The sequence below is a fragment of the Galbibacter sp. genome (assembly GCF_035306585.1).
Taxonomy (GTDB): domain Bacteria; phylum Bacteroidota; class Bacteroidia; order Flavobacteriales; family Flavobacteriaceae; genus Galbibacter.
Genome location: NZ_DATGNU010000060.1, coordinates 1 through 15826, shown reverse-complemented (window position 1 = coordinate 15826; position 15826 = coordinate 1). Strand labels below are relative to the sequence as shown.

12 protein-coding genes and 1 tRNA gene are annotated in these 15826 nt (G+C 38.4%); 6 read left to right on the top strand and 7 right to left on the bottom strand.

The genetic code is table 11. The features are described 5' to 3' along the window. Positions 1–17 precede the first annotated feature (17 nt). The gene (locus VKY50_RS06715; RefSeq protein ID WP_324300150.1) at positions 18–581 is read left to right on the top strand and encodes a hypothetical protein; all 564 of its coding nucleotides are present in this window, start codon (positions 18–20) and stop codon (positions 579–581) included. A gap of 88 nt (positions 582–669) precedes the next feature. Here the strand turns inward: VKY50_RS06715 and lepA are convergent, their stop codons facing one another. Then, on the bottom strand, positions 670–2466 hold the full coding sequence (gene lepA, locus VKY50_RS06710) for a translation elongation factor 4 (protein WP_324300148.1): 1797 nt from the start codon (positions 2464–2466) through the stop codon (positions 670–672). Positions 2467–2796: 330 nt separating this feature from the next. Here lepA and VKY50_RS06705 point away from each other — a divergent pair, with 330 nt between their 5' ends. Further along, the gene (locus VKY50_RS06705; RefSeq protein ID WP_324300146.1) at positions 2797–5211 is read left to right on the top strand and encodes an outer membrane beta-barrel family protein; all 2415 of its coding nucleotides are present in this window, start codon (positions 2797–2799) and stop codon (positions 5209–5211) included. Between the two features lie 84 nt (positions 5212–5295). Continuing rightward, the gene (locus tag VKY50_RS06700; RefSeq protein WP_324300145.1) at positions 5296–6492 is read left to right on the top strand and encodes a C40 family peptidase; all 1197 of its coding nucleotides are present in this window, start codon (positions 5296–5298) and stop codon (positions 6490–6492) included. Positions 6493–6508: 16 nt separating this feature from the next. Here the strand turns inward: VKY50_RS06700 and VKY50_RS06695 are convergent, their stop codons facing one another. From VKY50_RS06695 to VKY50_RS06680, 4 genes are all read right to left on the bottom strand, one after another. Then, the gene (locus tag VKY50_RS06695; RefSeq protein ID WP_324300143.1) at positions 6509–6892 is read right to left on the bottom strand and encodes a DUF3037 domain-containing protein; all 384 of its coding nucleotides are present in this window, start codon (positions 6890–6892) and stop codon (positions 6509–6511) included. Continuing rightward, the gene (locus VKY50_RS06690) at positions 6870–7664 is read right to left on the bottom strand and encodes a HipA family kinase (RefSeq protein ID WP_324300141.1); all 795 of its coding nucleotides are present in this window, start codon (positions 7662–7664) and stop codon (positions 6870–6872) included. The genes VKY50_RS06695 and VKY50_RS06690 overlap by 23 nt, the downstream gene beginning before the upstream one ends. A 116-nt stretch (positions 7665–7780) precedes the next feature. After that, the gene (locus VKY50_RS06685; RefSeq protein WP_324300139.1) at positions 7781–9169 is read right to left on the bottom strand and encodes a SusD/RagB family nutrient-binding outer membrane lipoprotein; all 1389 of its coding nucleotides are present in this window, start codon (positions 9167–9169) and stop codon (positions 7781–7783) included. Positions 9170–9180: 11 nt separating this feature from the next. Continuing rightward, positions 9181–12363 carry a SusC/RagA family TonB-linked outer membrane protein gene (locus tag VKY50_RS06680; protein WP_324300137.1) on the bottom strand — a complete coding sequence of 1061 codons (3183 nt, stop codon included), beginning with the start codon at positions 12361–12363 and terminating at the stop codon, positions 9181–9183. A gap of 244 nt (positions 12364–12607) precedes the next feature. Between VKY50_RS06680 and dusB the strand changes: the two genes are divergently transcribed. Further along, positions 12608–13600 carry a tRNA dihydrouridine synthase DusB gene (dusB, locus tag VKY50_RS06675; RefSeq protein WP_324300135.1) on the top strand — a complete coding sequence of 331 codons (993 nt, stop codon included), beginning with the start codon at positions 12608–12610 and terminating at the stop codon, positions 13598–13600. Here the strand turns inward: dusB and VKY50_RS06670 are convergent. After that, positions 13597–14814 carry an ABC transporter permease gene (locus VKY50_RS06670; RefSeq protein ID WP_324300133.1) on the bottom strand — a complete coding sequence of 406 codons (1218 nt, stop codon included), beginning with the start codon at positions 14812–14814 and terminating at the stop codon, positions 13597–13599. The genes dusB and VKY50_RS06670 overlap by 4 nt on opposite strands. 4 nt (positions 14815–14818) lie before the next feature. Further along, entirely contained in the window at positions 14819–15211 is a 393-nt protein-coding gene (gene rbfA, locus VKY50_RS06665) for a 30S ribosome-binding factor RbfA (protein ID WP_324300131.1), read from the bottom strand. 63 nt (positions 15212–15274) lie between these two features. Between rbfA and mce the strand changes: the two genes are divergently transcribed. Both mce and VKY50_RS06655 read left to right on the top strand, forming a co-directional pair. Beyond that, positions 15275–15688: a methylmalonyl-CoA epimerase gene (gene mce, locus VKY50_RS06660; protein ID WP_324300129.1), complete on the top strand. Its 414-nt coding sequence runs from the start codon at positions 15275–15277 to the stop codon at positions 15686–15688. A gap of 65 nt (positions 15689–15753) precedes the next feature. Beyond that, a tRNA-Ile gene (locus VKY50_RS06655) sits at positions 15754–15826 on the top strand.

Here is a 15826-nt window from a genome sequence, read left to right as displayed (position 1 = left end):
TTTTTAAAAAGAATATAATGGGAAATGTAAAGAAACTACTGCTATTTTTGGCAGTATTGTTTGCAATTCTATTTGGTTCTGTTAGTGAAATCCGACTTGATAAATCGGGAAATTCTGCTAAGAAACTTTCACCCTTACAGTACATTTCCATTGATGAAACTGAAATTCCAGAAGGATTAGCGGAAATTGAAATCGACACCTTACTAACCAATAATTTTCGAGTGAATATCCATAACTGGACCAATACAGATCGGATTTATCATCTTGTCAGTAAGCCTGGCACCATTGTGAAAAGCAAATACAAGGGCATTACTTCTAATTTAAAGATCTATTACAAAAAGCAATTAATCTTTGATCAGTACTTGGATAAAGTCATTTTTGAAGAACCTGAGGAATCGTCCTTTTGGGAGCATGCTATTCTTCAAACTGTAGCGGTAGATGAACTTAGATCGATTAAAGAACCTTTGATACATATACGCTTTTACAACCCTGTTCAAAATGCCTTTAAAGCCTATCAAATAACGGTGGATTGCAGGGGTGCTTACGACTTAGAATTTATCGATGGGATCTATCTTTCTTAAAACATTGTAGAAATTTCAAAAATGTTCTTTAGGATAAGGAGTATATTTTACTGATAGGTCATTTTAACTACGACCTATCAGTCGACAATTAATCATTTAATTTCAATACCGCCATAAAGGCCTGTTGTGGGATCTCTACATTCCCTACTTGACGCATACGCTTTTTACCTTTTTTCTGCTTCTCTAATAATTTTCGTTTTCTAGAGATATCACCGCCATAACACTTGGCCGTAACATCCTTACGAAGGGCTTTGACAGTCTCTCTGGAGATAATTTTGGCTCCAATGGCTGCTTGTATCGGAATATCAAATTGCTGTCTTGGAATCAACTCTCTTAGCTTTTCTACCATTTTTTTACCAATGTCATAGGCGTTATCGGCATGGACAAGCGCAGAAAGCGCATCCACTGAATTCGAATTGATAAGAATATCCACCTTAACCAATTTTGAAGCGCGTAAGCCAATGGGCGAATAATCGAACGATGCGTATCCTTTAGAAACCGTTTTTAAGCGATCGTAGAAATCAAATACAATTTCTGCTAGTGGCATATCAAAGTGTAGTTCTACACGCTCAGGTGTCAGATACGTTTGATTCGTTATAATCCCTCTTTTTTCGATACACAGCGACATTACTGGGCCTACATAATCCGCTTTGGTAATAATGGAGGCTTTTATAAAAGGCTCCTCAACCCTATCTAATTTAGAAGGATCTGGAAGATCAGAAGGGTTATTAACCACAATGATTTCTTCAGGATTTTTTTTGGTATAGGCATGGTAACTTACGTTAGGCACTGTAGTGATAACGGTCATGTCAAACTCACGCTCTAGACGTTCCTGAATAATTTCAAGGTGTAACATTCCTAAAAACCCACAACGGAATCCAAATCCTAGAGCGGCGGAACTCTCCGGTGCGAAAACCAAGGAGGCATCGTTGAGCTGTAATTTTTCCATGGCACTACGAAGTTCTTCGTAATCTTCCGTGTCCACAGGATATATACCAGCAAATACCATAGGTTTTACATTTTCAAAACCTTCAATCATATTTTGAGTAGGATTTGCAGCATCGGTAATGGTATCACCTACTTTGACTTCTCTAGCGTCTTTAATTCCAGTAATTAAATATCCAACATCTCCAGATTTAATACTTTGTTTTGGGAATTGTGTAAGTTTTAATGTTCCTACTTCATCGGCAAAATAGGTCTTTCCAGTGGCAAGGAACTTAATTTTCTGCCCTTTTTTAATTTCTCCATTAATTACTCTAAAGTAAGTTTCCACCCCTCTAAATGGATTGTAAACTGAATCGAAGATCAGCGCTTGTAAAGGCTCCTCAACATTACCCTTTGGAGCTGGTACCCTATCTATAATAGCTTCTAAAATCTCTTGAATACCAATACCGGTTTTAGCACTTGCAGGTATTACTTCCTCTGGATCGCATCCAAGAAGGTCTACAATATCATCGGTAACTTCCTCTGGATTAGCACTAGGCAAATCCACTTTGTTCAGTACAGGAATGATTTGTAAATCGTTCTCTAGAGCAAGGTATAGGTTTGATATGGTCTGCGCTTGAATACTCTGTGCAGCATCCACCACAAGCAGTGCGCCCTCGCAAGCAGCAATAGAACGGGAAACTTCATAAGAAAAGTCTACGTGACCAGGGGTGTCGATTAAGTTTAACACATAGGTTTGGCCTTTGTGTACATATTCCATCTGTATGGCATGGCTTTTTATGGTAATACCACGCTCACGCTCCAGGTCCATATTATCCAACAACTGATCCTGTTTTTGGCGTTCGGTAATGGTACCAGTAAAATCCAACAGACGATCCGCCAAGGTGCTTTTACCATGGTCAATATGCGCGATAATACAAAAGTTTCTAATGTGCTTCATATAATTTACCTATAGCCCTTTAAATAACGGGAAATTAAGTTTGCAAATATAAGTTATTTTAGTAGGTATAAATAAGATATTAAAGATATTTGAGAACTAAAAAAATGCAAGGGGATTCAGTAAATCAGTGGGTTATAACTTTTTTAGATTAATTCATACAAACAAATGAGTAAAAAGTGTCCCTTTAAAGTCACCTATCATGTTCTTTAAACTTCCCTAAGACACTACCATTTCAGGGTTGTTCCTATGATTCGTCGCCATAAAACCAGTGTAGAATTAAGTAAATATCGGTAAAAAATTCTATATTTATGCACTAAAAGTTACTAGAGTATGTCCCATCTCAAAAAAATTCTACTTATACTGATACTTTCTGTGGGTTATTTTTCTAATGCCCAAGAAATTAGAATTAGTGGGAGGGTTATTGATCAACAAGAGAATCCTATTTATTTTGCGAATATCGTGTTGCTGAATCCGAATGATTCTATTTTAGTCCAAGGGACTTCTACTAATGAGGATGGAACATTTGCCCTGGAATCCCTTCACTCAGGGAATTATATTTTACAAGCTTCTTATATAGGATACATTTTGTATTCAACATCCCTTAACATTACTACCGATACTGAACTTTCTGACATTGTATTAAAAGTAGATACACAAGAACTTCAAGCAGTAGAAGTCACTAAGGATCTCCCTGTTTTAGAAAAAAAAGCAGGAAAGTTGGTCTTTCATGTGGCCAATACTAGTTTGAGTTCTCTTTCTTCCTATGAGATTTTGCAACAAACACCAGGGGTACTGACAATGGGAGATGTTATTTCCATAAAAAATTCCAAAACTACCGTATATATTAATAATAGGAGGGTGTACTTAGATGACTCGGAACTAAAATCTTTTCTTCAGAGTTATGCTGGTTCTAATGTATCTGATATTGAAATAATCTTAAATCCATCATCAAAATATGATGCTGATAGTGGGTACATTATAAATATCCAAACCAACAAGAATGTATCAGTGGGGTATAAGGGATCGCTTGAAGGAACGTATAAGCAAGGAGTTTATTCAAAGTACGGTTTAGGAACGAATCACTATTACAAGAGTAACTTTTTAGACATTTATGCGGGATACAACATAAATCAACAAAAGTGGTATAAAGAAGATCAGGGGTACATACAATTTTATCAAGCCCAGCAATTGGACGATTACTGGGAGTGGGATATGTATAAAACCTCAAAGTATACCAGTCATCACCTCAACACAATTTTTGATTTTACCTTGGATGATAGTAATTTTTTAAGTCTTAGTACCAATGTGAGTTTTCAACCAAATCATCACGTAGACAACCAGGTACAAACTAGGAATTACACCAGTACAAGAGATTATATTGGAGGTAATAACGCTTTAGGAGTTCTTGAGAATGACAATACAAATATTGCCGTAAATGCCACCTATACCAAGGAAATTAATGATCGAAATTCACTTTCGCTACAGACCAATTATGTGTATTATCATGATACATCCACTCAAGGATTAAACACTTCGTTTTTCGATGCAAATGAAGAACTTTCTCAAGAGAACTTTCTAGAAACCGACGGGGATCAGCAAAATACTATTTTCACGGCTCAGGGAGATTATAGCATGGAAATGCAAACGGAGAGTTTGCTGGATTTTGGAGTGAAATTCGCCCGCATTAGTTCCAAAAGTGAAATGCTTTATATCGGATCCTATGTTCCTATCAACGCCTCAGATGACCATTTTAAATATCAGGAGAACAATCTATCCTTGTATGTCAATTATTCCAAAGACTGGGATACATGGTCTTTTCAAACCGGTGTGCGAGGGGAATCCACATCTATCTCAGGTGTATCTCAAGCCCTAGGAGAAATCAATGGACAGGATTATTTTGAACTCTTTCCAAACATAGGTCTACAGCATCAATTAAGTGAAAACCATCTTCTTGGGATATATTATAAAAGAGGCATCAATAGGCCAAGATATCAGAGTCTTAATCCATATCGTTATTATATCAATGAGTACAATTTCATCAGTGGAAATCCTAATTTGACCAGGTCCATTGAAAACAGAGTAGGTTTAGAGTATACCTATAGCGACAACTTTATTTTCGATTTGTATTACCAAAATATTAAAGGGGATTTGAATCGGTTTAGTTTTCAGGACAATGAAAATAAATTTTTATACAACGCTTACTTTAATGCCGAAGAGTTTTATCAGTACAGTCTTGATTTTACGTATTACAGTTATATTACTAAGAATTGGTTTGTAAGTCTTTATAGTTCTGCTTATTATTATAATATTGGGTTTGAGGCTATTGAGAGCGATCCGGAAGTAGTAAACTTAGACACTTTTGGTTTTTTTGGACAGTTGAACAATTGGGTAACGCTATCAAAAGATCGAACTTGGAGAGCGACTGTTAATTTGGAGTACTTGACCGGTTTTTATTTTGGAAATTATTACCTCAATAACCGTTTTAAAACCTCTGTTGGTCTTCGCAAACTCATCTGGGAGGGCAGAGGAGAATTTAACATGAACTTAGCGGATGTGTTTAATTCGGTAAATGTGCCCTTAAAGATCGATTATTTAAATCAGAACAATTGGTACTCGGCTAGACCCGAAACCAGAGTGTTGACCTTAAGTTTTAAGTATAAATTTGGGAATTATAACTTAAAGGATAATCAAAGAGATCTCGAAATTAAAGAACAGCAACGCTTAGAGGAGGAAGCGGAACTGTAATGAGGCTTTTTCAGAAATTACTGCAAAAGGCTCGTGCGTTCCCAATTATTCTTTATTTTGCAATTTAATTAGCAGTATTTTACGATGAGGAATTTTAAGTTAGGCATTGGGTTAATTTATCTAGGGATATGGGTATTAGCGGGTTGTCAAACCAATACGGATCCTGGCAAGGTTACCGAAATAGCACAGCTTACCCAAGAGATTAAAACCCAATACGCACCCGATTCTCGGGTGGCTATTTTTGATATTGAACCAACGGCATCCAACGAGTCTTATATATTAAAGGGATCCACGAATATTCCTCAGGCCTTAAGTACTTTAAAAGAGAAACTTTCAGCACTAAATATAGTATTTATCGATAGTGTTACGGTATTACCAGCCGCTGAATTAGAAGGAAAAACCCAAGGGATTATTGCATTGTCCGCTGCCAATTTAAGAGCTACACCGAGGCATTCAGCAGAACTAGTTACCCAAGGAACTCTTGGAATGCCTGTTCGCATTTATAAAAAACAAGACCATTGGTATCTAATACAAACCCCAGACAATTACATTGCTTGGGTAGATTCTGGTGGGGTGGTTCCTATGGATAGCACAAGCTATGATAATTGGATGCAAAGCGAGAAACTAATCTTTACCAAAACCTTTGGAAGTTCTTTTGCCCAAAAGAATGAATCGGGTCAAGTGGTATCCGATTTAGTAGCGGGTAATGTGCTTAAACTTATTGATCAACAAGAGGATTTTTATCAAGTTGAATTTCCTGATGGCAGAAAGGCATTTGTAGCCAAGTCTCAAGGGTTGCCTTATAAAGAGTGGCTAACATCCCTAGCGCAAACCAAGGAGAGTCTTGTAGCAACTTCAAAAACACTGATGGGGCTTCCATACCTATGGGGAGGAACCTCGCCAAAAGGAGTAGATTGTAGTGGGTTTACCAAGACTATTTACTTCCTTAATGGTTTGATCATACCACGTGATGCTTCCCAACAAATTCACCAGGGAATTTTGGTGGATCAAGACAAGGATTTTTCTAGGTTACAACCAGGGGATTTGCTGTTTTTTGGCAAGCAAGCCACTGATTCAACGAAAGAACGCATTGTCCATGTGGGCATGTGGATCGGAAACAATGAATTTATTCATTCCGCGGGAAGGGTTCATATAAGTAGTGTGGATCCAAACGATCCCAATTACGATGCCTATAACTTGAACCGATATATCCGTACAAAAAGAATCTTGGATCACAAGACAGAAGGGATTATTGATCTTAAAGATAGCTTATTATTCTAACACCTTACTGAAAGGCTTACAGTACAAGATCTTCAAAAAGATGATCTAGGGTGGCCTCTAAATCTGTACTGTAACCTGTGTGAGGCCTAGAGGTTTGTATGCAAGAGCTTCGAACTGCGGTGAGCCAGCGGAAACGTGAGGCTACATCCATGGCAGAAATACGACCACCGTCCTTGCTGGCCCTTGAAACCTTTTCAAAAGATTGAAGGTGCATCTCAAGTTCACTAATATCTAATTCTGTACAGTAGTGTTTTAATTTCTCTACTGGAATATAGTATTTTACCTTTAAGTATTTTTGCTGTTTACAAAACATTATGATCCCAACGTTTATAAATTCTTCGCGCTCCACTCTTGGAACTACGCGAATTACAGCATATTCATATAAGTGCTTGTCTTTCATGCTGGGCTTGTTTTACAAAAGATTCGGAATGTTTTAATCGGATGGCTAAAAATTCGAAGTAAATTTCCCTAAGTTCCTGTGGGGATAGTGCGGTTTCTTTCCATTGCAACCACTGATCTGGAATCAAGGCTACTAATTGCTGAAGAATGGATTCATTTAAAATGGACTTAAACTTCTCATTGGCCTTATCCAATTCATTTGCTTTTGGTAATAAGACATGATCTTTAATTAAAGGAAAAGCCGTCAGCGCCTGCTTTTCCCAATTGGTAAAAGCATGGTGAAAATAAAAGGAAGCTCCATGATCAATCAGCCATAATTCTTTGTGCCAAATCAACATATTGGTGTTTCTAAAGCTACGATCCACATTGGTAATAAATGCATCAAGCCACACGATTTCAGAAGCTAAACTTGCCGTAACGTCCATCACCAGTGGATCGAAATTAACCGCACCAGACAAAAAGTGCATTCCTAAATTAAGCCCTTCGCTAAACTTTAATAAGTCTTGAATTTCTTCGTCAGCCTCTGTTCGTCCAAAGGCCTCATCAAAATTTGCCAAGACCAGCTCGGGCATTTTAAAACCGAGAACACGTGCAAGTTCTCCACCGAGTAACTCCGCGATCAGTGCCTTTTCCCCATGTCCAGCGCCTTTAAATTTGATGACATATTTAAAGCTGTCATCTGCTTCCGCCAGGGCAGGTAATGAACCGCCTTCTCTAAGCGGTAGTATGTATCGCATGACATTAACGGATCTAAGATTAGCTATAGTTTCCATAAATCCTATCTATAAAAGCAAAGGTATAGAATTTAGAACGATCCAAATAAAAAAAGCCGTCATACAGTTGTATCACGGCTATATATTCAAAAGAAAATGTAACATGAGAAACCGCTTTACTGATCCCACCAAAGGATGCCATGTATTGGATCTTCTCCACCAAATTGACGGTCCACGGCTTGTTTATAATTTACTTCGTTGTTAAATGCTTCGTTATCAGGATAGGCCAAACGAGTTGGAACTGCGACTCCATTCGGCGTAACAAGTTTGTTGGGATAACCCGTTCTTCGCCATTCAGACCAGGCTTCATAACCAAACATGAACAAATGGACCCAACGCTGTGTTGCAATTTGTTCTAAAGCATTTCCTTGATCAAATGCGATCTCTGGCTGGGCTAAAAAACTTGACGCTTCAGCGCTGCTTCCTGTCCACTGCTCTATGGAGCTTTCGATCGCTTGCTTATAGTAGTTCTCAGGATCTCCAGAGATCCATCCATAGTGCGCCGCTTCGGCTAAAGCAAATGAAATTTGCGCATAGGTCATTAAGTATATAGGAGCATCTTGCGCGTATATGGCATCTCCTAGCAAGGAATATTCTTCTGTTCCGATGTGGTCTTCCTCCCCAAATTTTAAACCAACGTATAGTCCTTGTGTTCGGTTCGGGTTTCCGTAGACCTCTAGTCGTGGATCACTTACAGGTTTCATCATATTTACAAGGCCTTCTGTTAGTGCCCACCATTCTCTGTTTCTGTTGACTACTTGATCATACCAATAATTTTGATTATTTGCCTCTGCTAAATGGCGAAAGACAAAATTGTCCTCATTAGAGGTAAATACCCCATCGTTTAATGCGCTATTAAACTCTGTTTTTGCCAATGCAGGATTTACCTCCGATAGTCTCAAGGCCATTAATAACCGAGTCGAATTGGCAAACTTTTCCCATTTCGAGATAGAGCCATTATAGATGATATCATTGGATAGATCCCCGCTTACCATCATTTGCGTTGCTTGCTTTAATTGCTTAAAAAGATCCGTATAAATACTTTCTTGGGTATCGTAGGCTGGAGTGAAATTCTCATTTCCTTTTAAGGCTTCTGTATACGGTATGTCCCCCCAACGATCTGTTAGATTCCAAAAGTAATAAGCTTTTAATATCTGCGCTACTGCCTTTTGATTTGCAATAGGTCCTTCATTGGCATTTAAATCTTCCGACGTTAGTACAGCTTGCAGATCCGCAAGAGGACCTTGGTACCAAGGGTAAAAACTGGTGCTTTCTTCAGGATACAGTGAAACGCCGACATATTGCGTTTCTGCTAGATATTGCGCCAAAAATGTACCTTGGGGGGAGGAGCTTAAGCCAGGAAGTGACAACTGTGCTTGGGCGATTAATTGCATGCCAGAGGCCTGACTAGGCGCATTGGTAGTGATATTAATATCTTCGTCAAATTTATTACATGCTGTAAAGAGCAGTGTGATTAGTATAAAACGTATATGTATATTTTTCATGGTCAGGTAGTTTAAAAGGTGACGTTTAGATTAAATCCAATGGATCGTACAGAGGGTAATTGCCCAGACTCAAACCAACTAATGGATTGAGCACCAGTGGAAATTTCTGATGGGTTAATCCCCTTGGGAGCTTCCTGCCAAATCATCACAGGATTCCTGGCGAACAGCGCAAAACTCATCGTTTCAAATGGGAGGTGATGTATGATGTTCTCCCCTAAATTATACTGGATTCGAACCTCGCGAAGCTTCACATAAGAAGCATCATAAAGCCATTCTTCATAAATTCTACGCCCAATTTCGTTTCTGTAATAGGATCGTGCATCAACAAAAGCACTTACTTGCTCTCCGGTAGTTGCTGAAATACCGTGAACTTGTACACCACCACCATCCTCTAATGGATCGCGAACATTCATGCCATTTTCGTTTGTGGCAACCGTTAGGATATCCTGTCCAGTCCGGACAGAAAGCATCTTGGAACGGCTAAAAAATTGACCACCACCTTGGAAGTCAATCATGGCGGCTATGTTGAATTGTCCTATTCGAAGGTTGCTTTGGAAACCACCATTAAAATCTGGAAGAACAGTGCCAAAATCATGTGTTGCATCTGTGTATAAAGGCATATTATTGTCTCCAAGGAGAATTTGACCTGTGCTTGGATCCCGTTGATATGCCTGTCCCACAAGGCTACCAAAAGGTTTGCCCTGGTAAGAATTTAAATAACTTGTTACACTTGAATAGGTGGTTGAACCGTAGGTATAGACATCAATACCTGGAGCCAAGGATACCACCTCACTATTGTTTTTGTTGATATTAAAAGTCATATCCCAAGAAAAAGTCTCATTTTGAACTGGGGTGGCATTTAAAGAAAGCTCGAATCCATCATTTTCTATAAGACCAGCATTAATGACCGTAGAACTATACCCACTGGTTCCTGAGATATCGAGATTTAAAATTTGATTTTTATTTTTCTGTTGGTAATATGTAAGGTCAAGTCCTAAACGATTATGAAAGAATTCCAATTCTAAACCAGCCTCATAAGAGTTGGAGAAAGAAGGCTCAATGTCTGGGTTATTCAAATTGTCGGGGACATACATGGTATTGGTGCCTTGGTATACCGTACCCACCCCATAATATTTACTGGTTTGATAGGGTGACAAATCAGATCCAGCCTGGGCATAACTGGCTCGAATTTTTCCAAATGACAAAGGTTCCCAATCCAAGAGTTCACTAAAAACAACACTGGTGGAAACCGAAGGATACCAATAAGAATTATTATCCTTTGGAAGGGTAGAGGAATTGTCATTTCTAATGGAAGCATCGATGTAATAAGTACCTTTATAACCCAATGATACCAAGCTGTAAAAACTTCGAATTTGTTTTTCCAACAGATAGGAGGTTACATCTGGACGGTCGATCGAAGCTTCAATGTTGTAGAAGCCTGGAGAAGAAAGACCTCCGACGGTTTCTTGATATAAATACGTGTATTCACGATCATATATATTACCTCCTACAGAGGCATCTAATGAGAAATTTTTCCAGGATTTTTTGTATTGTGCTAACACTTCATAATTGAATTCTTTATTCTGATATTTTCCGATTGAGAAAGAAGGGAGTCTTGTACCTCCAAAAGCCTGACGACTTTGAATATTTTGTGTAAACATATCGGTGCGGATAAAAGCGCTGACCTCTAATTCAGGTATGATTTTATACTGAAAGCCTACATCACCGAAGAATCGATCTCTTTTATCCTCACTGGTGTTCTCAAAGGCTTCAAAATACGGGTTGTTCCAATACAGGGGTTCAAAATCTGAGACCTCTCCAGTAGTGGAATTAGGACGTCCAATATTCCAATGTAAGTAAGTGCCATCCTGGTATTTATAATTTCGAAGCCGCTTCATATCGATATTTCGTTGAAACCATTGAACCATATAACTTCCTCCATATTCCGAGCCCTGTGATGGACGTCGACCACTGTTGGTTGCATAATTGATGTTTGATAGAACACTTATCTTTTTACTCAGGTCCAAACTGGCACTTAGACTGATATTGGTTCTATCTAATTTTGTGTTGGGAACGACCCCTTCTACTTTTGTATTGTTTGCACTTAATCTGTAGGAGGTGTTTTCGTTACCTCCAGAAACACTGATGTCATTACTGAAGGTTGTTCCAGTATTATAGAAGTTCTTTATATTATTTGGATGGGGTAGAAAAGGAGTCAATTGTCCATACTCAGGATCTTGAGGGTAAAAACTAAAAACCTGCCTCACAGGGGTTCCGTCCATTCTCGGACCCCAGCTTTCATCAACACTCATATCAACATAAGGTTGGCCATTATCCAATGTTCTAAAAGTTTGGCTTGATCCACCTCCATATAAATTTTGTAATTCGATAAAATCATAAGCGGATTCCACGGAGAAGGTGGAGGAATAATCTACACTCACTTTCTGAGGTCCTTTTTGTCCTTTTTTGGTGGTAATCATAATTACTCCATATTGACCTCTTATTCCATAAAGAGCTGAAGCTGCGGGTCCTTTTAGAACGTTTACCGATTCGATATTATTTGGGTTAACATCTTGCGCTAGGTTACCGTAATCGGCCTGATCGCTACCAGAGAAATTGGCATTTGAAATGGGTGTTCCATCCACGACAATTAAAGGCTGATCAGCTCCTCCAATGGAGTTTACACCTCTAATTTTTATTTTCTGAGTTCCTCCCATACTCGCTCCTGAGGACCCCATAACCTGAACTCCGGCAACTCTTCCAGAGAGTGATCCAAGTACATTTTGTTGGTTGGTCAGACTAAAGGCTTCACCTTCTACCTCTTGGGTGGCATACCCTAAGGATTTCTTATCCCTAGTAATACCTAAAGCAGTTATGACAATTTCTTCTAAGCCTTGCATGCTCTCTTGTAAAGCAATGTTAAGTGTTCCTTGTTGTGATATTTGGATTTCTTGCGTTATAAATCCAACGAAAGAAAACACTAGGATATCCCCAGAGTTAGCTTGAATCGAATAATGGCCATCCATATCCGTTGAGGTTCCATTTTGGGTGCCTTTTACTAATACGGTTACCCCTGGAAGTGGCATTGCGTCACTCTCGATCGTCACTGTTCCTGAAATGATTCTTTCTTGGGCAGATAATGTCCAATACTGGAAGCATAACAGCAACATTAGTACTGTAATTTTGCAATTCATGTGATTGATTTTGGTGGTTAAAATGTTAAATTAAATAGGTTTTCCTTTGGGAGATGTGATAAAATTAATATCAACTACGATAAAACGTGTAAAATCATCGTCAAAATCATTGTTTTACTTCAACATTTCACGAATATATAAAAATGCATAAAATATGCACTATTTATGCCTGAAATTCTCCCGGGGCTATAATTTCTCACAATTTTAGAAATCCTTACCTTTGTAGCGCTAAAAACTATAAGACGTGGCGAAAATTGGATCGATAGATGTAGGGGACTTTCCTTTGTTACTAGCACCCATGGAGGATGTTAGTGATCCTCCTTTTAGAGCCTTGTGTAAAGAACAAGGTGCTGATGTGGTGTATACGGAGTTTATTTCTTCGGAGGGATTAATACGTGATGCTGCCAAGAGTGTAATTAAGTTAGATATTTACGAGAAGGAACGCCCAGTTGGAATACAGATATTTGGTGCGGAGCTTGATTCTATGCTTCAAGCCGTGGAGATTGTTGAAAAATCCAATCCAGACATTATAGATATTAATTTTGGTTGTCCAGTTAAAAAAGTGGTTTGTAAAAATGCTGGGGCAGGTATTCTAAGAGATATTCCACTAATGGTAAAGCTCACCGAAGAAATGGTAAAACGAACCAATCTTCCGATTACTGTAAAAACGCGACTAGGTTGGGATAGTGACTCCATAAAAATTGTAGAAGTAGCAGAACGGTTACAAGATGTAGGAATACAAGCCATCTCTATTCATGGACGAACACGCGTTCAAATGTATAAAGGTCAAGCTAATTGGGCGCCGATAGCCGAGGTAAAGAACAATCCTAGAATGCATATTCCTGTTTTTGGAAATGGGGATGTAGATACCCCTGAAATGGCTGTTAAAATGCGAGACCAATATGGTTTAGATGGTGCGATGATCGGAAGAGCAAGCATTGGGTATCCGTGGTTTTTTAGAGAGGTGAAACATTATTTTAAAACGGGTGAGCATTTAGCTCCACCAACGATTTTAGAACGTGTGGAAGCCGCGAGAAGACACTTGCAAATGTCCATTGATTGGAAAGGTGAAAAGTTAGGTGTTTTTGAAACTAGAAGACATTATACGAATTATTTCAAAGGCATTCCGCACTTTAAGGAGCATCGCATGAAAATGGTGACAAGTGACCATTCTGAAGATGTTTTTGCTGCCTTTGATGAGGTTGAAGAAAAGTTTTCAGATTTTCAATTTGTTTAACTAAATTCGATCAACTTTTTAGTAATTCTGCTAGCCGCAATTTTTGAGGCTACAAATCCTAGGACAAAAATCGTTACAAAAACAATGACAATGTTCCCTATCTGAAACTCCACAGGGTAAGCGAGCGTTGGGGTTAATTTTATCCACTGAAACTGTAGTTGTGTCCAAACCATAAAAGAGGCCAATAGGATACCAATAACCCCTCCAACAGTAGTGACCAATAACCCTTGAAGGAAATAGGTTTCTCTCAGCTTTTTGATGGACACCCCCAAACTGTAAAGGGTAGAGATATTAGCTTTTTTATCCAAAATCATCATGATAATAGCACCCACTACATTAAAAAGCGCGATAATTAAAACCAGGGTAAAAATTAGGTATATGACAAGGTTTTCCATATTGAGCATTTTGTACAATGAATCGTTGAGTTGTGCTCTAGTTTTAAGCGTAACCTTGTCTCCAAGAATCTCTTTAATTCCTGAGGAAACACTGTTAAAATCTGCACCAGGAACTAGTCTAAAGTTAATACCTGTAATTTGATCTGCATCCTTTTCTAACAAGGGTTGGATGGTAGAGAGTTTGGCAAAAACATATTTCTTATCCAGATTATCTTCAATGGCATACACTCCAGAGACTGTAACCGATAAATCATTATATGGGCGGGATGAACTTCCTACCCCTGAGGTAATACTCCCTTCACCAGGCTTAGGTGCCAGAATTTTTAAAGGATTTCTGTAATCGTTAATGCCGAGTCCAAGTGCATTGGCAATACCTGCACCTGTAACAACTTGGTAAGGGTTATTGCTTATCCAATTCCCGTAATACATCATACTATCGACCTCGATTACCTGTGTATAGTTGCTATCAACAGCCTTGATGTAAGCTATAAAATTTTTCTGTTTATGGGTTAAAAAAATACGTTCCTCTACTTCCTGAGAATAAGCATATAGGCCATCTAAGGAGTTTAAATTCTGGATCTCCTCTTGCGTTAACCTGAAATATTTGCCAGTTTTCGAAACGGCCATCAGGTCAGGATCTGAGAAATTTGAAAAGGACAGACTAAGGGTTTTTAACCCTGCAAAAGCAGAAAGTACAATTAAAAGTGAAGCGGCCCCTATTATAATGACTAAAAAGCTGACAAAATTAATGATGTTAACCGCATTTTGACTACTTTTTGAAACCAGGTAACGTTTTGCTATGTAGAGGGCTATGTTCAAAAGGTTATGACTTCTTTCTTTTGTCTAATAAATCAGGATTGTCTATAGGATTTTCGCTTCTCTTTAAGGATTGGTCTATTTTATCGATATATTCTAGAGAATCGTCAATATAGAAGTTCAAATCAGGTACTCTCCTTAGTTGATTTTTAGTTCGTTGTGATAGTTCGTGTTTGATAAGTGGTTGATTAGAACGAATTCCCTCGATAAGTTCTTCTGCATTTTTATGAGGAAAAATGCTGACAAATACTTTAGCCACTGATAGGTCAGAAGTTACATGTACTTTGGTAACACTGATTAACGTGCCACTCATATTTCCATCTTTTGCTGCTCTTTGAAGAATCTCAGCGAGATCTTTTTGCAATACACCACCGATCTTTTTCTGTCTATTTGTTTCCATAGTGCAAAAGTACAAGAATAATGGTTACAATTTAAAGTATTATTTTTGAACAAAACACCAGTCATGAATAAAATTGAACATCTCGGTATTGCCGTGAAAAACCTAGAGGCTTCTAATGTCATTTTTGAAAAACTCCTTGGCGTAGCACCATATAAGACGGAGCAGGTAGGCGGGGAAGGCGTCAAAACGTCATTTTTTAATACTGGAAATAGTAAAATTGAACTTCTAGAGGCGACCTCAGCCGATAGTCCAATTGCTAAGTTCATAGAGAAGCGAGGTGAAGGAATCCATCATGTTGCCTTTGATGTATCGGATATTAATTCAGAAATTAAACGTTTAAAATCCGAAGGATTTGTGGTTTTGAATAAAACTCCTCAAAAAGGGGCAGATAATAAATGGTATGTTTTTCTTCATCCTAAGAGTACCAATGGTGTTCTAATAGAATTATGCCAGGAAATAGAAAAAGAAACCCTGTAAAACAAAAGCGAAAAATCCCTTGCAGTGCTTAAAAAAAAGTGCTAATATTGCATCCGCAAATTCGCGGTCCTATAGCTCAGCTGGTTAGAGCACTTGACTCATAATCAAGGGGTCCCTGGTTCGAGCCCAGGTGGGACC